Raw genomic sequence first — 20149 nt, 5'->3', positions numbered from 1 at the left:
GGCCGGATGACCGAACCGGAGAGCCTGACCGCCGCCCTGGACCGGGATCTGGCGGCCATGGCGGGACTCGCCCGAACCATCGCCGAACAGCTGGACACCGGAACGGCCGAACCGGCGCACCCGCCGCGCGCCCACGGTCCACGCGTGGAGATCACCCCCGACAGCGGGATGGTGCGGGCCGCCTCGCCCCGCACCCAGCAGCAGCATCTCGACGATCTGGTGCGCCGCTACACCGCCAGGACCGCCGCCTCCAAACGGCTCGCCCAGCGCCACCGGCGTCGACTCGCCGACAGCAGGGCCGTGGTCGGCTTCCGAGGATCGACCAAGGAGATGCTCTACCCGGTGGCGGCCCGACGGGCCGCCGGGGCCCGGATCGAGGACATCGACGGCAATGCCTACACCGATATCACCATGGGCTTCGGGGTGCTCCTCTTCGGCCATGACCCGGACTTCGTGCGGGAGGCCGTGAACGAACACCTCTCCCATGGCATCCGGCTCGGCCCGCGCAGCGTCGAGACCGGCGAGACCGCCGAACTGCTCGCCGAACTCACCGGGTTGGAGCGGGTGGCCTTCGCCAACTCGGGCACCGAGGCCAACGCGGCCGCGATCCGGCTGGCCCGCGCCGCCACCGGCCGGGACCGGATCGTCACCTTCCAGGGCGCCTATCACGGCCACGCCGACCAGGTGTTGGGCCGGGTCGCCGGCCGGGGCACCGAGCAGCGGACCGTACCCGTCTCCCGTGGCATCCCGGAGAGCGCCGTCGCCGAACTGACCGTGCTCACCTATGGCAGCGAGGAGTCGCTGCACGCGATCGAACGGGACGCGCACCGGATCGCGGCGGTCGTCGTCGAACCGGTGCAGAGCCGCAACCCCGCGCTCCAACCGGTGGAGTTCGTGCGCCGACTGCGCGAACTGACCAGCCGGCACGGCATCGTGCTGCTCTTCGACGAGATGCTGACCGGTTTCCGCCCGGCGCTCCGGGGCGCGCAGGAGCTGTACGGCGTCACCCCCGACCTCGCCACCTATGGCAAGCTGCTCGGCGGCGGCTTCCCCATCGGCGCGATAGCGGGCCGCACCGACATCCTGGACGGCGTCGACGGCGGGTACTGGACCTATGGCGACGACAGCGCCCCGCCCGCCGACACCACCTTCTTCGGCGGCACCTATCTCCAGCACCCGGTGTCGATGACGGCGGCCCGCGCCGTGCTCACCCATCTCAAGGAGCGCGGCCCGGGGCTTCAGGAGCGGCTGAACGCCAGGACGACGGAGCTTGGCACCGCGCTCAACGGCTTCTTCGAGGCCGAGGAGTTCCCGCTGCGGATGCGCTGGTTCGGCTCCCAGTTCCGGTTCGAGCACCACGCAGACATGGAACTCCTCTACTACCACCTGATGTTGCGCGGGGTGCATGTCTGGGAGTGGCGCAACTTCTTCCTTTCCACCGCGCACTCCGACGGCGATATCGAGCAGGTGGCCGAAGCGGTGCGGGATTCGCTGCGGGAACTCAGGGCGGCCGGCTTCTTCCCCACCGACCGCGCCGCCCCGGCCACTTCCAGGCCGGTTGCCCCGAAGCCGGCCGCGACCGCTGAGGTCGCCACCACGGCCGCCGAGCCCCGCAGCGCCGACTTCGGGCTCTACTTCTTCGGCGACTACCCGGAGAACGACACCGGGAACGATGCCGGGAGCGATGCCGGGAGCGATGCCGAGTACGAGGACGCCGCCCCGAAGGACGGCCGCTACGAACTCCTGATGGAGGCGGCCCGGTTCGGCGACCGGAACGGATTCCGTTCGCTGTGGATGCCCGAACGCCATTTCAACTCCTTCGGCGGCCTCTTCCCCAACCCCGCCGTGCTCGCCGCCGCCCTGTCCCGCGAGACCGAGCGGATCAGGCTCAACGCCGGCTCGGTCGTCCTGCCGCTGCACGACCCGATCCGGGTGGCGGAGGAGTGGTCCATGGTGGACAACCTCTCCGGCGGACGGATCGGCCTCGGGGTGGCCAGCGGCTGGAACGCCGACGACTTCGTCTTCTTCCCCGACCGCTACGGCCGGCACAAGGAGGAGCTGTACGAGCAGCTGGCGCAGGTCCGGGCCCTGTGGCGGGGCGAGGCGCTGCGCCGCAGGACCGGGGACGGCGAGCGCGAGATCCGGCTCTTCCCGCGCCCGGTCCAGCCGGCGCCGCCCTGCTACACGGCGGTCGTCGGCAACCCGGAGTCCTATGAGCGTGCCGCCGAGCACGATCTGGGCATCGTCACCAATCTGATGACGCAGACCGTCGACCAGCTGCGGGAGAACATCGCGCGCTACCGGGCCGCCAGGGCCCGGCACGGGCTGGATCCGGCCGCCGGGCGGGTGGCCGTCCTGCTGCACACCTATCTGGGCGCGGACCACGACACGGCCCGTGCCGAGGCGTACCGGCCGATGGCCCGCTATATGCGGGCCTCCCTCGCCCTGTTCAGCGGCGTCACCAACAGCCTGGGCGTCACCACCGATCTGCGGTCCCTCAGCGAGGACGATCTGGAGGTCGTGTTCCAGCGGGCCTATGGCCGCTACTGCGACCAACGCGCGCTGATCGGCGATGTGGAATCGGCACTGCCGGTGGCCCAGGCGGTGGCCGACGCGGGCGCCGACGAGATCGTGGCGCTGGTCGACTTCGGCGTGACCCCGGACCAACTCCGCGCCGGGCTCCCCCGGTTGGACGAACTCCGCCGCCGCCACCTGGACCGGAGGCCGCCCGTGGCCGAGGCACCGCTCTCCCCGGGACAGGAACGGATCTGGTTCCTGGAGCGGCTGCTCCCCGGCCGCACCGCCTACAACGAGGTGACGGCGATCCGACTGCGCGGCCCCCTGGACACCGGGGCGCTGCACGCGGCACTGCGCCGACTGGTCGAACGTCACGAAGGGCTGCGCACCGTCTTCCGCCCGGCGGGCGAGTCCGCCGTCCAACGCGTGCTGGACGCGGTGGATCCCGACTTCGCCGTGGTGGACGGCGGCGGACGCCCCGAGGCCGCCGTCCGGGAGACGCTGGCGACGGAGAGCGCCCGCCGCTTCGACCTGGAGGCGGGACCACTGTTCGTCAGCCGCCTGGTGCGCACCGGCGCCGACGAGCAGGTGCTGGTCATGTCCTTCCACCACATCGTGGTGGACGCCGCGTCCGCCACCGTGCTGAGCCGGGACCTCTCCGCGTTCTACCGGGCCGAGCGCGACGGCACACCGGCCGGACTGCCCGCCCTCACCTGGAGTTACGCCGACTACGCGCGGCAGCGACAGGCGGCCGACGACGGCGGGGGCGAGGGCGAGGGCGCGCGGGATCTGGCGCACTGGCTGCGCACGCTCGGCGGCGAGCTGCCCGTCCTCGAACTGCCGACCGACCGGCCCAGGCCCGCCCGGATGTCCTCCGAGGGACGCGCCGTCTTCCACCATCTCGACTCCGAAGTCTCCTCTGCCGTACGGGAGTTGGCGCGGCGCCAGCGGGCCACCCCGTTTATGGCGCTGGTGGCCGGCTGGGCGGCGATGCTGCACCGGGTCACCGGCCAGGAGGATGTGATCGTCGGGGTGCCCGTATCGGACCGGCCGAGGGAGGCCGCCGATCTGGTCGGCTTCTTTGTCAACACCCTCGCGCTGCGGGTCGATCTCTCCGGCGATCCCGGGTTCGCGACGCTGCTGGAGCGGGTGCGCGGGATCGCCCTGGACGCCTATGACCACGCGGGGACCCCGTTCGAGCGGGTGGTGCGCGAGCTGGCGCCGCCGCGCGGGACGGACCGGACGCCGATCTTCCAGACCCTCGCGGAGTTCCAGTCGGCGGAACCGTTCCGCTTCGACCTCCCCGGCGTCGAGGCCGTCCCTCTGGACGCCGGCCCCGACAAGGCGCTGACCGATCTGACGGTCTATTTCACGGACGGTCCCGACGGCGTCCGCTGCCATCTGGAGTACAACGCGGACCTGTTCGACGCCGGCACCGTCGACGATTTCTTCGCCGTCTTCCGGGATCTGCTCGCCGCCGCGACGGCCGCCCCCGACGCCCCTCTCTCCGGCCTCTCCCACCCCGTGCCCCCATCGCCGGCGACGGCGACCGTGGCGGAGGGCGACGAGGTACCGGAGAGCTGGGAGCGGGGCCCGGTGCGCCCCGTCCCCGACACCACCGTCCACGCCTGGGTCGCCCGACAGGCGGCGGAACGTCCCGGGCATCCGGCGCTGCTGTCGGAGGAAGCCACCCTGAGCTACGGGGAGTTGGAGGCACGGGCGGAACGGCTGGCCGCCGCGCTCGGCCGGCAGGGATCAGGCGGAGTGGTGGCGATCTGGCTGCCCCGCTCGGCCGATCTGGTCGTGGCGCTCCTCGCGGTGCTGAAGGCCGGCGCCGCCTATGTGCCGCTCGACCCGTCGCTCGGCACCGCCCGCGCGGCCCAGGTGATCGCGGAGAGCCAGGCACGTGCGGTGATCAGCGACCCGGCCGGCGCCGCCGCGCTGCGGCTGCCCGCCTCGGTGCCCGTGCTGGCACCCGACGCACCCGCCCCCGCCGCAGGCGCCCGGCCGCCGGCCGACGGAACGGACGGCGACTCCCCGGCCTCCGTCATCTACACCTCGGGCAGCACCGGGGTGCCCAAGGGCGTGGTGCTCACCCACCGGGGCCTCGTCGACCTCTGCGCCTGGCACCACCGGCGTTTCGCGTTCACCGCCGACGACCGGAGCGCCGTGGTCTGCGGCCAGAGCTTCGACGCCTCCCTGCTGGAGATCTGGCCCGCGCTGACGGCCGGCGGAACGCTGGTCCTCGCCGGGGAGACCGTCCGCAGGGATCCGCTCGCGCTGGCCCGCTGGTACACGGAGCGGAAGATCGCGTTCAGCATCCTGCCGACGGCACTCGGCGAGCAGCTGCTCCGACTGCCGGTGGCGGACCAACCCCCACTGCGCCACCTGCTGTTGGGCGGCGAGGCGATGCGGGTACGGCCCAGGCCCGAGGCCGGCTACGAGACGGTCAACGTCTATGGCCCGACCGAGGTGACGGTGCTCTGCCTCGGCGGGGCGGTGACGCCGCACCGGGACGACGCCGCCGAGGAGCCGATCGCGCTCGGACGACCGGCGGACAACGCCCGGGTGCGCGTGGTGGACGAGTCGAACAAGCCGGTCCGCGTCGGCGCCGTCGGCGAACTGCTGGTCTCAGGGCCCGGGTTGGCGGCGGGCTATCTGCACAGGCCCGATCTCACGGCGGAACGCTTCACGACCGAAACCGGATCCCGTTACTACCGGACCGGCGATCTGGTGCGCTGGACCACGGACGGCCGACTCGTCTTTGTCGGCCGAACCGACGATCAGGTGAAGATCCGTGGCTTCCGGGTCGAGCCGGAGGAGGTGGCCCAGGTCATCGGCCGCCTGGACGGGGTGCGCCGGGCCGCCGTGGTGGGCCGGCAGAGGGAGAGCGGCGAGACCGTTCTGGACGCCTATGCCGTCCCCATCGCCCCCGTCGCCCCCGTCGCCCCCGTCGACGACGGCGAACGGCGGGCCTGGGCCGGCCAGTTGGCACGCCAGCTGGCCGACCGGCTACCCGAGTACCTGGTGCCGCGCGCCTGGGCCGTCCTCGACGAACTCCCGCTGACGGCCAACGGCAAGCTGGACCGGGCACAGCTCCCGCCGGCCACTCTCCGCGTCTCCCTGGACCAGCCGGCCGCCCCGGCGCGGCAACACCACGCCCGGCTGCGGGAGTTGTGGGCGGCCGAGTTCGATCTCGACCCCTCGGCGATCGACCCCGACGTCTCGCTCTTCGATCTGGGCGGGCACTCGATCACGGCGATGCGCCTGGTCAACCGCTTCCGGGAGGAGTTCGGCGTCGAGTATCCGCTCTCCCACCTCTACCAGGAACCCACGCTGCGGGCGGTGACGGAGTTCCTGACCGACACCGGGCCCGCACGTTCCAGGCGGGTGGAACGGGAGGGGCCGGTCAGCGAACAGCAGGGCAGGTTCGCCACCCTCCACTCCCGGCACGGCAAGCCCCAGGTCCTCAATGTGGCGCTACAGCTCACCCTGGACGGCGAGTTGGACCCCGAGGCGCTGCGCACCGCGCTCAGCGAACTGACGGTCCGTCATGAGGCGCTGCGCACCCGGCTGGTGCGGGACGACACCGACGCCGGCTCCTGGCGGCAGGAGGTGCTGGAACCGGAACCCCTGGAGGTGCCCCTCCTCGACCTCGCCTCGCTGCCGGCGGCGGAGCAGGCGGCCGAGGTGCGGCGCCTCGCCCTGACGGCCGCCGACACCCCGCTCGACCCGCTCGAAGGGCGGGTCATCGCCCCCCAGCTGCTGCGCCTCGGCCCCGCCAGGTGGGTCCTGCTGCTGGTGCTGCACCACTGCACCTGCGACGGGTGGGGAGTGAGCGTGCTGCTGAAGGACCTCGCCACGCTCTACCGCGCGGCCGCCGCCGGCACGAAGGACCACGGACTGCCGCCCCAGCTTGCGCAACCGGTGGAGTACGCACGCTGGCAGGCCGAACACATCCGGGCGACGAGTCCACGCCGCACCGAGTACTGGCTGGAGGAGTTGGCCGACGCCCCCTTTGTTCCGGACCTGCCGCTGGACCGGCCCAGGCCGAAGGCCCTCAGCGGCCGGGGCGGCATCGTCGAGTTCATAGTCCCCGCCGAGGTCCGCGCGCAGGTGGAACGGCTGGCCGCCCGGCGGGCCACCACCCCCTTCGTGGTGACGGCGGCCGCGCTCGGCCGACTGCTGACCGAGAAGGCCAAGCAGTCGGACGTGCTGCTGAACGTCTCCTACGCCGGCCGGGTCAACCACACGTTCGAATCACTGGTGGGCTGCACAGCCAGCGCCTTCGCCCTGCGGGTGCGCGACGCCCGAGAGGGCTCGTTCACCGCGTTGACCGACCGCGTCGGCCGCGCCGCCATCCTGAGCATGGAACACGCCATGCAACCCCGCCGAGTGGCCCCCGCCCTGCGGGAACGCCGGGGCGTGACCATGCCGGAGACCCTGCCGATCGGCCTCGCCTACGAGAGTTCACTCGACACCGGGATCGACCTGCCAGGGGTGACCACGACCGTGGACGACATCGCCCCGGCCGCCTCCCGGGCGGAGTTCATCCTGATCCTGAGCCCGATCGACGACATCCTGAAGGGAGCCGTGGAGTACTCGGCCGACCTCTGGAACCGCGAGACGATCGAGTCCTGGGCCGCCGAGTACGTGGCACTGCTCCGAGCCGAACTCGAAGCAGCACTCGCCGAGGACGCCCCCCACTGACAGCCGCCGATCAGGACGCGGGGACCCGAATGCTGGTCCCCGCGTCCCTGGCGTCCAGCGCCTCCCGGATGGCCGGGTCCTGGGCGAAGGTGGTGAGGGGGGCCCAGCGGGCGTTGGGGTTGGTGTCCTCGGTGGTGTCGGGGACGGTGTTGTAGGTTCCGCCGTCGAGGATCCACAGTTCGCCGGTGTTGTCGGTGCCGGTGGGACGCACGGTCCAGGCGTGGGTGATGTCGGCGAGGAGTCCGGTCTGGCCGGCCAGGGCCAGTCGTCCGGTGAGGGCGAGGTCGCCGTGGTGGGGGACGGGGGCGCCGGGGAGTCGGTCGTCGGCGAGGAGGACGTAGCCGTTGCGGGTGGTGGCCAGCACGAGGACCTGGGTGTTCGTCATGGGGTTGTCTCTCTTTGTCAGATGTAGGCGGCGTCGGGTCGGGAGCCGTTGATGAGGATGGGGAGTCTGTGTCGTCGGGTGGCGGCGACCAGGGCGTGGTGGATGACGGGGGTGGGTTCGTGGAGTTCGGCGAGGGGGAGCCAACCGGCGCCGGGTGGGAGGTATTTGTTGGCGTCGCGTGGCAGGTTGGGCAGTTGGCCGCCGTCCAGGACGTAGGCGAGGGAGGTGGGGGTGCCGGTGTGGTCGGTGACGACGGTGACGGCATACGCCTCGCTGACGGGGCGGTCGTAGCCGGTGGCCTCACGGAAGGTCTCGCGTGCGGTGAGGACGATGCAGCGCCCCGGCGGCACCGTGCCGGAGGGTAGGACCCAGCCGTCCCGGCCCTGCACCATCAGGAGGTGCCCGTCCAGGGTGGTCGACAGCACGCTGAAGGAAATGGGCAGAGTTGTGCTCATGAAGTGACCTGTCCCAGCGGTCTAGTTGGGGGCCATGAGGTAGCCGGAGAGTGCCGTGATCAGGCACATCAGCCCGACGAAGGTGGGCCCGAACGCGCGGTCCAGAAAGCCGGCGGCCGTCCCGGCGGGCGGGTGCGGCGGGTCCTCGTCCTCATGCCGCCGTCGCACCGCCCGCCAGTGCTTCTCCGCCCGGGCGAGGAACAGGTCGTGCTCGGGCTGTTCCTGGACATGGTGGATCGCCCACACGGCAACGGGCTGTTGATCGTTGTCGAAGAGCGGGGAGCGGGCCTCGCAGGTCAGGCACTCCACGCCGAAGATCCCCTCGGGCGCGCCGGCCCCGTGCTCGTCGGTGAGCACCCAGTCGGCACTCCGGATGATCGCGTCGCCGCTCACGCCGCCTCACCGGCCTCGAACCGGTAGACCCGCGTGACATGCTCCCGATAGACCCGGTGCCCGGGGTGCAGGCCGAGGTGCGAGACGGCCCACTCCGCACCGTCCTCCGCGTCCTCCCCCCTCGGCCCGAACCCCCCACACACGGAACACTCCATAACAAACGAAGCGCCCGCGTCCACATCCACGGCGAGCTCCCCAACCATCACGGCAACTCACCACTCTTCACCCTGTAGTTGACCTCACTGGCCGCGTTCCGCGCCCGCAGCCGAGCCAACAGCACGGCATGCGGATCAGCCACCGACTCCAACTGCTCGTCGTCAACATCCGGCTGGTCACCGGGTGGCGGATCGGCTTCTTGAGGGAGCGTCATGCGCGTCTCACCAACTCGTTTCTCTGTGCTGATCGGTCTGCTGGCTGGTTGGTCGCCTCCACCGATGGCGAGGCACTACACAGAGTGGCTGCGCGGATGCGGTCCCCGCGGCGTCTTGTAGGACGTCATTTCGACGTCATCAAAGACGTCATTTAGGTGTCATTGGACGCCCGTTGTGGCTATCGTTCTCGTATGAGCACACCGAACGCAGCGCTGAAGGCGGTCCGGATGGGCCTTCTGATGAGTCAGGACGACCTGGCGCGGGCTCTGCGGGACGCGGGGGCGCCGGGGGCTTCCAAGCGGCTGGTTCAGCGCTGGGAGGCGGGCGACATTCGGACACCCCGCCCGCTGCACGCCCGGGCGCTGGAGAAGGTAACGGGCGCGCCCATCGAGGCCCTGGGGTTCGCAACACCCGTGCCGCTCGCGCGGATCAGCGACGACGGGCGAGGCGGTCACGATGTGGAGAGTCCCGAGGCGCAGCCCCAGGCCATCCTGCCGAGGTCGGCTCCTCAGTCCTCCACGGCACAGGTGCGCGGGAACTTCTCCGGGATCTGGCTGTCCCGTTACGAGTACTTCAGCTCGGGCCGCGACAGGCGGTACGTCGGGCAGCACTACGTTGTCGTGCTCCAGCATGGCGACGCGTTGACGGTCCGGAGCCTTCCGGACTCTTCGGACTCCACGTTGTCGATCGACCTCAAGGTGGACGGCGGGGTGGTCACCGGCACCTGGTCGGAACAGACGTCCACGGAAAGCTACTACTCCGGCGCCCGATACCACGGCGCCATACAGCTTCTGGTCGATCCGACGGGGCGCAGGATGTCCGGAAAGTGGATCGGATTCGGTAAGGAATTCGATGTGAACACCGGCCCCTGGGATCTGATTTTCCAGGATGCCTCCACATCGCGCGCCACCATGCGGTCCTTCAACCAGCCGCCACCCGAGCCGTCTTCGGACCAGTAAGAACATTGCCCCATTTCGGAGCATCGGGCGGGGGTCAGAGGAAGGCGTGGCCCTCGCCCCGGTAGGTGGGGGCCTCGGCGACGACGTGGTCGCCGTCCACCAGGTGGAAGGTCCGGACGTGGTCGGCCAGTTCGCCCGCCTTGGCGTGGCGGAACCAGACGCGGTCGCCGATGCGCAGTCGGCGGGCGGCGTCGCCGAGCAGGGGGGTTTGGACCTCGCCGGCGCCCTCCGTGGCGCGGAAGCGGAGGCCGGCGGGGAAGACGGGGAGGGGGAGGCGGTCGGGGCCGGGAGGGCCCGACGCGGTCCAGCCGCCGCCGAGGACGGTGGCGACCTCGGGCGCGGGGCGGCGCACCACGGGCAGTGCGAAGTAGGCGGCGGGGCGCGGCCGGAACGCGCGGTAGGCGTCGAAGAGGGCGGGGCCGTAGAGGCCGGAGCCGGCGGCGATCTCCGTCACGGCCGGCTCGGCGGCCGTTCGTTCGACGCTGCCGGTGCCGCCGCCGTTGACGAATTCGAGGTCGGCGACCGCGCGGACGGCGGCGACCACTTCGGCTCGGCGTTCGCGGAGTTCCGCCCCCGAGGCGTGCTGCATCGCGCGGACGGCGAGGCCGCGCAGGGGGGCGCCGGGTGGGGCGTTGCCGACGCCGGCCGTCTGGGATTCGTAGGCCATCAGGCCGACGAGCCGGAACTCGGGGGTGTCGGCGATCGCGCGGGCCAGGGAGAGGGCGGCGGCGGGGGTGCGGACGGGGGAACGGCGGGCGCCGATATGGACGCGGTCGCCGAACAGGCGCAGTGCGGCGTCGAGTTCGAGGCAGAGCCGCAGCGGACGGGTGGCGGAGGGGTGGGCGGCCTCGCGGAGGAAGGCCAGGTGTTCGACGGAGTCGACCATCAGCGTGATCCGGCGGGCCAGCAGTTCGTCGTCGGCGAGGCGACGCAGGGCGGCGCGGTCGGCCGTGGGGTAGCCGACGACCACGTCGTCGATGCCGGTCTCGGGGTCGGCGGCGAGCCAGTTGGCCTCGGGCAGGGTGAAGGCGAGGACACCCCGGAAGCCGCGTCGGTTCAGGACGCGTTCGGTCAGGGCGCGGCAGCGCAGCGATTTGCTGGCCAGCCGGATCGGTTTGCCGAGCGCGCGGTGGGCGAGGTCGGCGGCGTTGGCGTCGTAGGCGGCCAGATCGACGACGGCGAACGGCGGTTCGAGGGCGGCCGTGGCGCGTTCCAGCCGTTCCCGGGTCTCGTCAGCGACGGTCCCCTGCGGCATATTGACGGGTGCGCTCACCTGGGCCTCCGATCGTCTCCGGCCATCGACAGCGGTCCGGCCGGGTGCCGACCACCGTAACGGTGTCGGGGCCGGGTGGAACCCCCGGTGCGGCGCGGGACATTCGAGAGGGAGCGGGAGATGGCGGCTGCGATCGCGTGGCGGAACTGGTCGGGGACGGTGAGCGCGCGCCCGGCGCGGGTGGAACGTCCCGGCTCGGTCGAGGAGTTGTCCGACGCGGTGCGGCGGGCCGTCGGTGCGGGGCTGCGGGTCAAGGCGGCGGGCAGCGGGCACTCGTTCACGGGGGTGGCGGTGACCGACGGGGTGCTGCTGCGGATGGACGCGCTGGACGCGCCGGTGCGGATCGACGGACGATCGGGGCTGGTCACCGTCGAGGCGGGGATGCCGCTGCACCGGCTGAACTCCGTGCTGGCCGCGCACGGTCTGGCCATGACGAACCTGGGCGATATCGACCGGCAGACGGTGTCGGGGGCGATCTCCACCGGCACTCATGGCACGGGGGCGCGTTCGGGCGCGCTGGCGGCGCAGGTGCGGGCGCTGGAACTGGTGCTGGCCGACGGTTCGGTGGTGCGGTGCTCGGCGGAGGAGCGGCCGGAGCTGTTCGCCGCCGCCCGGGTCGGGCTCGGCGCGCTGGGGGTCATCGCGAGCGTCACTCTCCAGTGCGAGCCGGCGTTTGTCCTGCACGCCGCCGAGGGGCCGATGCGGCTGCCGGACGTGCTGGGCGGTCTGGACGAACTCCTGGCGGACAACGAGCACTTCGAGTTCTACTGGTTTCCGCACACCGATCTCGCGCTCACCAAGCGCAACAACCGGCTGCCGGCGGGCGAGCGGCCCCGGCCGCTGGGCCGGGCCAGGGCCTGGTTCGACGACGAGTTGCTGTCCAACACGCTGTTCGAGGCGGTCTGTCGGCTGGGCTCGGCGGTGCCGGCGGTGATACCCCGGCTCAATGCGCTCAGCGGCCGGGCGCTGTCCGCCCGCTCCTACAGCCAGGAGTCGCACCGGGTGTTTGTCTCGCCGCGCCGCGTCGTGTTCCGCGAGATGGAGTACGCGGTGCCCAGGGAGGCGGTGACGGAGGTGGTGCGGGCGATCCACGACTGGGTGGCGGACAGCGGGGAGCGGATCGTCTTCCCGGTGGAGGTGCGCTTCGCGCCGGCCGACGATATCTGGCTCTCGACGGCCCACCGGCGGGACACCGCCTATGTGGCGGTGCACCAGTACCACCGGCTGCCGTACGAGCGGTACTTCCGCGCGGTCGCGGCGATCGCCGACGCGGTGGGCGGCCGGCCGCACTGGGGCAAGCTGCACTGGCTGGACGCCGAGGCCCTGCGCGGCCGCTATCCGCGTTTTGACGACTTCCGTGCCGTTCGCGACCGGGTCGACCCGGCCGGTGTCTTCGCCAACCCCTATCTCGACCGGGTTCTGGGACCGGTCGGGACGCGGGGCGTCAGCGGGGGCTGACGTAGTCGCCGCTGATGGCGAGGCCGGCGCGGTGCATCCGGATGGCGATCAGCGGGATACGGGGTTGCAGCAGCCGCTCGGAGGGGGCGGCGACGGCGATGGCGGCGATCGGGGTGCGGGCGTGGTCGCGGATCACCACGCCGACGGCCGACACGTCCTCGGCGCTCTCGCCGTGGTTGGTGGCGTAGCCGACGCGGGCGACGGTGGCGAGATGGCGTTCGATGTCCTCCAGGCTGGCCAGGGTGCGGCCGGTGAGGGTCTGCACCCCGCGTGGATAGAGGGAGCGGACCTGTTCCGGCGGCAGGGCGGCGAGGATCGCCTTGCCGGCGGAGGTGGAGTGCGCCGGCAGGACCATGCCGATCCGGAGCCCGACCCGCAGCGGCTGGGCGCTCTCGACGCCGTCGACGAACCGGGCGCCGTTTCCTTCGAGCACCACCAGGTGGACGGTCTCCCCGGTGTCCTCGGAGAGTGCCCTGAGGTGGGGTTTGGCGACCTGCCGCAGGTCGAGGCGGCCCAGGGCGCGCAGTCCGGCGTCGGCCAGCGCGGGCCCCGGGCGGTAGACATGGCCGCCGGCGCGGATGGCGAAGCCACGGAAGGTGAGCGTGGACAGCAGCCGGTGGGCGGTCGATCGGGCGACGCCCAGCAGCTCGGCGGCCTCGTAGACGCGGAGTTCGCCCTGCTCCCCCAGGGCGTGGATCAGCCGCAGGGCGTTGTCCACGGAGGTGAGGCTGTAGGGCGGTGGGGGCTCCGCGGCGGTGCCGTCCCCCGCGTCGGGCGAGGGGGGCGGCCCCTTGGCGGAGGGCTGGCGGCCAGGCGTCGCTGACACGTCACTCCTGTCGGTTGACGAGGTCCTTGTCATAGGCGGCGACCTTCTTGTAGCCGTCCGAGATCGCCGCCATCTCCTCGGTGCTGATGACGTCCTCGATGCGGTCGAAGGGACGGTCGCCGGTGCGCTCGTACACCTCCTTGAGGATCGTATCCGGCGGCCTGACCCGGTTGGTGGTGACCACCGAGGTGGTGGCCGGGAGGCGTTCGGCCTCGTAGTGGCGCAGCGCGGCGCGCGGGTCGCCGGGGTTGTTCGTGAGGGCCCGGCGGAGGGCGTGGGCGTCGAGTACGGCCTGCCCGGCGCCGTTGGAGCCGCGGGGCACCATGGGGTGGGCGGCGTCGCCGAGGAGGGTGACGGCGCCGAACGTCCAGCGGGGCAGGGGGTCCTGGTCGACCATCGGGTATTCCAGGATGGTGTCGGCGCCCTGGATCAGGCCCGGGACGTCGAGCCAGTCGAAGCGCCAGTCGGCGAAGACGTCGATGAAGTCGTCGAGGCGTCCGGAGCGGGTCCAGTCGCGGCTGACCCGCTGCGGGCGTTCCACCTCGGCGACCCAGTTGACCAGTTGGTTGCCCGACTCGTCGGCGTCGCGGACCGGGTAGACGACCATCTTCCCGGAGGCGAGCCAGCCGGCGCGCACCATGCTGGCGCCGGTGAGGAACGAGGGCCAGGGGGTGACGCCCCGCCACATGGTGATGCCGGAGTAACGGGGTTCGCCCTCGTCGGGGTAGAACTGCGCGCGGACGGCCGAGTGGATGCCGTCGCAGGCGACGACGACATCGGCGCGTTCGGTGCTGGTGGCGCCGGTTGCGGCGTCCGTCACGGTGACCTGGACATGGTCCTCGCGGTCGGCGACGGCGGTGACGCGGCGGCCCAGTTCGACGGCGCCATCGCCGAGGCGTTCGCGGACGGCGGCCAGCAGGCCGAGTTGGGCGTCGCCCCGGTGGATGGATATCTGGGGCTGGGTGTAGCCGGCGTGGCGGCCGACCGGTTCGCGGTAGACGAGTTGGCCGAAGCGGTTGAAGAAGACCGATTCGCGGGTCTCGACGCCGGCGGCCTCCAGGCCGTCGGCGACGTCGAGCCGGGCGAGGCCGCGCACCGCGTGCGGCAGCAGGTTGATCCCGGCGCCGATCGGCTGGATGCGCGGTACCGCTTCCAGGACGCGGCAGGGGATGCCGGCCTGGTGGAGTTCGAGGGCGAGGGTGAGTCCCCCGATGCCCGCGCCGACCACGAGAACGTTCATGGGTGGTGCCTTTCTTGGTCGCGACCACGGTGACGGTCCTCCGTGCCGCGCGCTGTCGGGGGCCACCGGGTGGTGGCCTTGTCCCCGGGTGGGGGTGCGTGGCCGGTTGGCGTCGCCACCCGCCCGCTCGCGGCGGGAAGTGGCCTGCCAGGCTGGTCTGCTGATCCTGATTCTGCCTTGCGGAACGGGCGGGTTGGCCCCGTCCGGCCCGGGATCTCAGCTGTTGCAGCAGTAGATCGGCTTCTGACAGTACGGCCCCGAACCCCGGCGTCCGGCTAGCGGAAAGCCAGATTCGTCATAGAAGAATCCTGATGGCAGAAACGCCCAGCATGTCGTGGCTCACTTATGTTGCTTGCACCTCGCACCAATCCATTGCGGTGCGTGACGATGGAGGTGCTCAACGGTGAACGACACAGCGGTCGTGGCCCGTACCGGCCCGGATTCCGCCCGGCGGCGGGTCGCGGTGGTGACCGGAGGCGGCCGAGGGATCGGCAGCACCCTGGTGCGCGCCCTCGCCGAGCAGTCCACCCGGGTGGTGATAGCCGATGTGGCCGACGAGGGGCAGCTGCTGGCGAAGGAGCTGACCGCCGCCGGACACGAGGTGGTGTTCCACCCGACGGACGTGGCCGACGAGTCCTCCGTCGAGGCACTGGCCGCGCTGTGCCGGGACCGGTTCGGCCGGCTGGACGTGCTGGTCAACAACGCGAGCATCTACCGGGGCCTTGGCGCCAAGCGCCCGTTCACCGAGATCACTCCCGCCGAATGGGAGCGGGTGCTGCGGGTGAACGTCACCGGCGTGTGGCTGGTGACCCGGGGCCTGGTGACGCTGCTGCGTGAGAGCGGCGGCGGCCGGGTGATCAACATCGCCTCCTCCACGGTGCACATGGGGGTGCCGGGCTTCGCGCACTATGTGGCGTCCAAGGGCGCGGTCATCGCCCTGACCAGGAGCCTGGCCAACGAGGTCGGGCGGGACGGCATCACCGTGAACGCCATCGCCCCCGGGCTGGTGGCGAACGAGTCCTCGCTGGAGCTGAGCGGCGCCGAGTACGTGCCGGCGGCGGCCGCCCGACGCGCCATCCCCCGCGACATGAACCCGGACGACCTGGTGGGGACCGTGCTCTTCCTGGCCTCCGGGGGATCCGACTTCATCACCGGTCAGACGCTCGTCGTCGACGGTGGCGTGGTCTTCAGCTGACCACCGCCCGACCACCACACCACCGACCGGAGCGCCGGCACACGCAGGTGAGGAGCGCGAGCCATGACACTGACCGTCTTCGACAAGAGCACCCACGAGGAGCTTGGCTCCGTCCGGGAGGACGATCCGACGACCACGGCCGACGCCGTCGGCGCCGTGGCGGAGGCCTTCCGCCGGGGACCCTGGCGGCGGGACGCCCGGCTGCGGCAGTCGGTGCTGGCGGCCTGGGCTGACGCCCTGGCCCGGCACACCGACGAGCTGGTCGGACTGCTGCTGCGGGAGACGGGCAAGGTCCGCGCCGAATGCGAGCGCGAGCTGGACTTCACGGTGGACGCGCTCCGGTTCAACGCCGGGATGGCGCGCCTGGTGAGCGGGTCGAGCCATGAGCTGTCCGACGGCTCCGCCGGCCATCTGATCCGCGAGCCGGCCGGACCCGCGGCGTTTGTCGTGCCGTGGAACTGGCCGCTGTTCCTGCTGTTCCGCGATCTGGCGCCGGCGCTGGCCGCCGGGGTCACCGCCGTGCTGAAGCCGGCGCCGCTGACCCCGCTGGCCACCGCGCGGGCGCTGGAACTGCTCCCCGCCGAGGCGCCGGAGGACGTGGTGCGGATGGTGGTGGGCGGCGCCGAGGTGGGGCGGGCGCTGAGCGAGGACCCCCGGATCAGGGTGGTCGCGTTCACCGGTTCGACGGCGGTCGGCCGCCAGGTCGCCACCAGCGCGGTCGCCCGGTTCGCCAAGCCGGTGCTGGAGCTGGGCGGCAAGGGCGCCAGCGTCGTCCTGGACGACGCCGATGTGCCGGCCGCGGTCTCCGCCTGTGTGGCGAACGCGTTTGTCACCGCCGGCCAGATGTGTATGGCCAACTCCCGGATCCTGGTGCAACGCCCCCTGTACCAGCGGGTGTTGGACGCGGTGTGCGAGCGGGTCGAGGCGCTGCGGGTGGGCCATCCCGACGCGCCGGGCACCGATCTGGGCGCGCTGATCTCGGCCGAGCAGGCCGAGCGGGTGTCGGGCTATCTCGAACTGGCCGCATCCGACGGCAGCCTGCGGCTGGGCGGCGGTCGGGTGCGCTGCGACGGGCTGGCCGGCGCGTTCCTCAGGCCGGCGGTGATCGCGGGCGAGCGGGTGCACCCCCGGCTCCGGCGGGAGGAGATCTTCGGCCCGGTGGTGACCGTCGAGGCGTTCGACCGGGACGAGGACGGCGTGGCACTGGCCAACGAGACGGAGTACGGGCTGGCCGCCGCCGTGTGGACCGGGCGCCACGACCGGGCCTGGCGGGCGGCGCGGGAGCTGGAGTTCGGCACGGTCTGGGTCAACCGCTACAACCGGACGTTCGCCGAGGTGCCGTCCGGCGGCGCCAAGCACTCGGGGATGGGCCGCACCCGGGGCTTCGAGGGTGTCCACGAGTTCACCGAGCTCAAGCACGTCAACTGGGGCATCGACTGACCACCGGCGGCGCCCGGGCGCCGCCCTCCCCGCCACAGCCGAGGCGACACCCCCGCAACCGTCTTCCCAACCGGACGCCGCACTCAACGATGGAGTTCTCATGCGACGTGTTCCTCTTCTTGTGCTCGCCACCGGCCTCGCCGTTGGACTGACCGCGTGCGGCTCGTCGGGCTCCTCGGGCTCCGCTGGTTCCGGGGGCGACACCAACGGTGACGGGCTGCGCGAGGTCACCGTGGGAGTGATCCCGATCCTCGACGTGGCCCCGCTGTACCTGGGCGAGGCGGAGGGAGTCTTCGCCGAGCACGGGCTGACCCTCGACTTCAAGTCCGCTCAGGGCGGCGCCGCGATCGTGCCCGGCGTGGTCAGCGGCGAGTACGACTTCGGCTACTCCAATGTCACCTCCCTGATGCTGGCCCAGGAGCAGGGCCTCGACCTGCGGGTGGTGAGCGCCGGAGCGTCGTCGACCGGCGACCCCGCCGACGACTTCGGCTCGATCGTGGTGCCGGAGGGCAGCGACATCACCTCCGTCGCCGACCTGCCGGGCCGGACGGTGGCCATCAACACGCTCAACAACATCAACGACACGCTGATCCGCGAGGCGGTGGACCAGGCCGGCGGCGACTCCTCGCGGATCGAGTTCGTCGAGCTGGCGCACTCCGACATGGTGGCCGCCCTGGAGACCGGGCAGGTCGACGTGGCCTGGGAGGTCGAGCCGTTCCTCACCATCGCCCGTCAGGGCGGCGCGGTCGACCTCTGGTCGCTGTACGCGGAGGCCACCGACGACCTGACCGTGGCGACGTACTTCGCCTCGGCAAGCGTGGTGGAGAACGATCCGGAGCTGGTCGAGGCGTTCGCCGCGGCGGCGGCCGAATCGTTCGCCCACGCCACCGAGAACCCGGACGCGACCCGCGCGGTGCTGTCCGAGTACACCGAGATCGACCCGGCGCTCTACGACGAGCTGACGCTGCCGGCCTTCCCCACCGAGATCAACCGGGCGTCGGTGGAGTACCTCGCCGAACTCGGCGACAAGTGGGGCCTGTTCGACCAAGACGGAATCGACCTGGACACGCTCCTGCCATGAGGCGCCGCGCGGCCCCGTCCACGGACACCGCCGCGCCAGGGCTCGGGACGGCCCGGAAGGAAGGAGAGAACAATGAGACAGCACATTCTGAGGACGGCGGTGGCCGCCGGCGTTCTGCTCTGCGTCAGCGCCTGCGGAGCCTCGACGGGGCCGGAGGCCTCGGGAGGCGACGGCGAGGGCTCGGACGGCGTCATCCGGATCGGTGAGACGGACGGGGTGCCGTCGGCGTTCCTCCGGTTCGGCGTCCAGCAGGGCGTCTTCGAGGAGCACGGCATCGAGCTGGAGATCGACGCCTCGGCGGGCGGCGCTGCCGCGATACCCGCGCTGGTCGGCGGCAATCTGGACATCGCCGGCTCCAACGTGGTCAGCGGCCTGCTGGCCGCCGAGCGGGGCCTGCCGCTGCGGATGATCGCGCCCGGCACCTTCGCCACCGACGACCCCACGTCCGACTTCTCGGCGGTACTGGCCGCCGAGGGCTCCGGCATCGAGTCGGCCGAGGATCTGGCCGGCGCCTCGATCGCGGTGAACACGCTGGAGAACATCGGCGACATCACCATCGAGGCGGCGCTGGAGGAACGCGGCGTCGACACCTCGGGCGTCGAGTTCGTCGAACTCGGCTTCCCCGACATGCTGCCGGCGCTGGCCAACGGGCAGATCGACGCGGCCTGGGTCATCGAGCCGTTCCTGACGATGGGCCTCGACGACGGACTCACCCCGGTGCTGTGGCCCTATGTGGAGTCCAAGGAGGGCCTGCAGATCGGCTCCTACCTCACCACCCAGGAGTTCGCCGAGCGCGATCCGGAGGCGGTGGCGGCCTTCCAGGCGGCGATCGCCGACACGGCGCGGCTGGTCACCGAGGACCCGGACGCGTTCCGGCGGGCGCTGCCCGAGATCGAGGAGCTGGATCCGGCCATCGCCGACACCATGGTGCTGCCCGGGTTCCACAGCGAGGTCGACGAGGCGTCCCTGGAGTTCCTGGCGGACCGGATGGTGCGCAGCGGTTTCGTCGACGGCGAGATCGACCTCGACGCCCTCCTCGGCCGCTGAACCGGCACGGGCTTCGTCATGACCCAGATGACCGCGCTGACCCAGATGACCGCGCTGACCGAGACGGCTGTGCCGGCTGAGACGGCCGTGGTGCGCGAGGCGCCCGGGGACGCGCTGCTGGTGGTGGTCGACGTGCAGAACGACTTCTGCCACCCGGCCGGCACCATGGCCGCCGCGGGCCGCGAACTGACCGCCGTGCACCGGGCCGTCGACCGGATCGAGGTGCTGGTCGACGCCGCCCGCACGGCCGGCGTCCCGGTGGTCTTCGTCCGCACCGAGCACGGGCCCGAGCTGGACTCGGCCGCCTGGCGGCACCGGCTCGCCCCGGGGATCGGCCCCGGGTCCGAGCCGGCCGCGCCGAACTGCCGGCGCGGCGGCTGGGGTGCCGGGTTCTACCGGGTGACGCCACGACCCGGCGAATGGGTCGCGGTCAAACACCGCTACAGCGCGTTCACCGGTCCCGGCTTCGCCGAGCGGTTGGCCGGGTACGGGCGGCGGTCGCTGCTGTTCTGCGGCGTCACCACCGATGTCTGTGTGGAGAGTTCGCTGCGCTCGGCGGTCGACCACGACTATCTGGCGACGGTCGTCGAGGACGCGTGCGCCGCCTACACCGAGGCGGAACACGACGCCGCCGTCGCGGTCATCGGACGGAGCTTCGGACGGTCCTTCACCACCGACGCGTTGGTCGGCCGGTGGCGGACACCCGTGGACCACGGCCGGGCGCCGAAGACAAGGGACAAGGAGAGAAGGGGTGAAACGTGATGGCTGAGCCCTGTACCACCCACGGGCCCTTTACCAC

Annotated in this window: 16 protein-coding genes; 8 read left to right on the top strand and 8 right to left on the bottom strand. The window is 72.0% G+C overall.

Annotation, left to right across the window (positions count from 1 at the left end; translation table 11 throughout):
• Positions 1-6: 6 nt before the first annotated feature.
• Positions 7-7227 carry a non-ribosomal peptide synthetase gene (locus tag AOM46_RS19510; protein ID WP_062213647.1) on the top strand — a complete coding sequence of 2407 codons (7221 nt, stop codon included), beginning with the start codon at positions 7-9 and terminating at the stop codon, positions 7225-7227.
• A 10-nt stretch (positions 7228-7237) separates the two neighbouring features.
• On the opposite strand, the gene AOM46_RS19505 is transcribed toward AOM46_RS19510, so the two are convergent.
• Genes AOM46_RS19505 through AOM46_RS34075 form a run of 5 tightly spaced genes read right to left on the bottom strand, consistent with a single transcriptional unit; the run spans position 7238 to position 8830 of the window.
• Entirely contained in the window at positions 7238-7612 is a 375-nt protein-coding gene (locus AOM46_RS19505) for a hypothetical protein (protein WP_062213646.1), read from the bottom strand.
• 17 nt (positions 7613-7629) lie between these two features.
• Entirely contained in the window at positions 7630-8067 is a 438-nt protein-coding gene (locus tag AOM46_RS19500; RefSeq protein ID WP_158920493.1) for a hypothetical protein, read from the bottom strand.
• 21 nt (positions 8068-8088) lie between these two features.
• On the bottom strand, positions 8089-8460 hold the full coding sequence (locus tag AOM46_RS19495) for a hypothetical protein (protein WP_062213642.1): 372 nt from the start codon (positions 8458-8460) through the stop codon (positions 8089-8091).
• Positions 8457-8603, bottom strand: a complete 147-nt coding sequence (locus AOM46_RS19490) for a hypothetical protein (RefSeq protein WP_158920491.1) — start codon at positions 8601-8603, stop codon at positions 8457-8459. The genes AOM46_RS19495 and AOM46_RS19490 overlap by 4 nt, the downstream gene beginning before the upstream one ends.
• Before the next feature lie 59 nt (positions 8604-8662).
• Complete coding sequence (locus tag AOM46_RS34075; protein ID WP_158920489.1) at positions 8663-8830, bottom strand: hypothetical protein; 168 nt, start codon at positions 8828-8830, stop codon at positions 8663-8665.
• A 192-nt stretch (positions 8831-9022) separates the two neighbouring features.
• Here AOM46_RS34075 and AOM46_RS19485 point away from each other — a divergent pair, with 192 nt between their 5' ends.
• Entirely contained in the window at positions 9023-9790 is a 768-nt protein-coding gene (locus AOM46_RS19485) for a DNA-binding transcriptional regulator (protein ID WP_062213638.1), read from the top strand.
• A 34-nt stretch (positions 9791-9824) separates the two neighbouring features.
• Here AOM46_RS19485 and AOM46_RS19480 read toward each other — a convergent pair whose 3' ends face one another.
• Positions 9825-11045 (bottom strand): amino acid deaminase/aldolase, encoded by a 1221-nt coding sequence (locus AOM46_RS19480; RefSeq protein WP_062213636.1) that lies wholly within the window; start codon positions 11043-11045, stop codon positions 9825-9827.
• A 138-nt stretch (positions 11046-11183) separates the two neighbouring features.
• Here AOM46_RS19480 and AOM46_RS19475 point away from each other — a divergent pair, with 138 nt between their 5' ends.
• A complete protein-coding gene (locus AOM46_RS19475) occupies positions 11184-12521 on the top strand; it encodes a D-arabinono-1,4-lactone oxidase (protein WP_062213634.1) in 1338 nt (445 codons plus the stop codon).
• Here the strand turns inward: AOM46_RS19475 and AOM46_RS19470 are convergent.
• Together AOM46_RS19470 and AOM46_RS19465 are read right to left on the bottom strand one after the other, a co-directional pair.
• A complete protein-coding gene (locus AOM46_RS19470; RefSeq protein ID WP_062213632.1) occupies positions 12508-13347 on the bottom strand; it encodes an IclR family transcriptional regulator in 840 nt (279 codons plus the stop codon). The two genes, AOM46_RS19475 and AOM46_RS19470, sit on opposite strands and share 14 nt — an antisense overlap.
• 1 nt (position 13348) lies before the next feature.
• Positions 13349-14587, bottom strand: a complete 1239-nt coding sequence (locus tag AOM46_RS19465) for a flavin-dependent oxidoreductase (protein WP_062213630.1) — start codon at positions 14585-14587, stop codon at positions 13349-13351.
• A 403-nt stretch (positions 14588-14990) separates the two neighbouring features.
• Between AOM46_RS19465 and AOM46_RS19460 the strand changes: the two genes are divergently transcribed.
• From AOM46_RS19460 to AOM46_RS19440, 5 genes are all read left to right on the top strand, one after another.
• Positions 14991-15782 (top strand): SDR family NAD(P)-dependent oxidoreductase, encoded by a 792-nt coding sequence (locus AOM46_RS19460; RefSeq protein WP_234313861.1) that lies wholly within the window; start codon positions 14991-14993, stop codon positions 15780-15782.
• 63 nt (positions 15783-15845) lie between these two features.
• Positions 15846-17222, top strand: a complete 1377-nt coding sequence (locus AOM46_RS19455; RefSeq protein WP_062213628.1) for an aldehyde dehydrogenase — start codon at positions 15846-15848, stop codon at positions 17220-17222.
• 100 nt (positions 17223-17322) lie between these two features.
• On the top strand, positions 17323-18303 hold the full coding sequence (locus AOM46_RS19450) for an ABC transporter substrate-binding protein (protein ID WP_062213626.1): 981 nt from the start codon (positions 17323-17325) through the stop codon (positions 18301-18303).
• A gap of 72 nt (positions 18304-18375) precedes the next feature.
• On the top strand, positions 18376-19350 hold the full coding sequence (locus AOM46_RS19445; protein WP_062213624.1) for an ABC transporter substrate-binding protein: 975 nt from the start codon (positions 18376-18378) through the stop codon (positions 19348-19350).
• An 18-nt stretch (positions 19351-19368) separates the two neighbouring features.
• Entirely contained in the window at positions 19369-20112 is a 744-nt protein-coding gene (locus AOM46_RS19440; RefSeq protein ID WP_062213623.1) for a cysteine hydrolase family protein, read from the top strand.
• Positions 20113-20149 lie beyond the last annotated feature (37 nt).

This window comes from Streptomyces sp. NBRC 109706, assembly GCF_000974485.1.
Lineage (GTDB): Bacteria > Actinomycetota > Actinomycetes > Streptomycetales > Streptomycetaceae > Streptomyces.
The sequence above is the reverse complement of the archived record's forward strand: the minus strand, read 5'-3'. Positions and strand labels throughout refer to the sequence as shown.

Coding starts and splice junctions, on each gene's coding strand:
- AOM46_RS19510 (WP_062213647.1), top strand. CDS start 7: ATGACCGAACCGGAGAGCCTGACCGCCGCCCTGGACCGGGATCTGGCG.
- AOM46_RS19505 (WP_062213646.1), bottom strand. CDS start 7,612: ATGACGAACACCCAGGTCCTCGTGCTGGCCACCACCCGCAACGGCTAC.
- AOM46_RS19500 (WP_158920493.1), bottom strand. CDS start 8,067: ATGAGCACAACTCTGCCCATTTCCTTCAGCGTGCTGTCGACCACCCTG.
- AOM46_RS34075 (WP_158920489.1), bottom strand. CDS start 8,830: ATGACGCTCCCTCAAGAAGCCGATCCGCCACCCGGTGACCAGCCGGAT.
- AOM46_RS19485 (WP_062213638.1), top strand. CDS start 9,023: ATGAGCACACCGAACGCAGCGCTGAAGGCGGTCCGGATGGGCCTTCTG.
- AOM46_RS19480 (WP_062213636.1), bottom strand. CDS start 11,045: ATGCCGCAGGGGACCGTCGCTGACGAGACCCGGGAACGGCTGGAACGC.
- AOM46_RS19475 (WP_062213634.1), top strand. CDS start 11,184: ATGGCGGCTGCGATCGCGTGGCGGAACTGGTCGGGGACGGTGAGCGCG.
- AOM46_RS19465 (WP_062213630.1), bottom strand. CDS start 14,587: ATGAACGTTCTCGTGGTCGGCGCGGGCATCGGGGGACTCACCCTCGCC.
- AOM46_RS19455 (WP_062213628.1), top strand. CDS start 15,846: ATGACACTGACCGTCTTCGACAAGAGCACCCACGAGGAGCTTGGCTCC.
- AOM46_RS19450 (WP_062213626.1), top strand. CDS start 17,323: ATGCGACGTGTTCCTCTTCTTGTGCTCGCCACCGGCCTCGCCGTTGGA.
- AOM46_RS19445 (WP_062213624.1), top strand. CDS start 18,376: ATGAGACAGCACATTCTGAGGACGGCGGTGGCCGCCGGCGTTCTGCTC.
- AOM46_RS19440 (WP_062213623.1), top strand. CDS start 19,369: ATGACCCAGATGACCGCGCTGACCCAGATGACCGCGCTGACCGAGACG.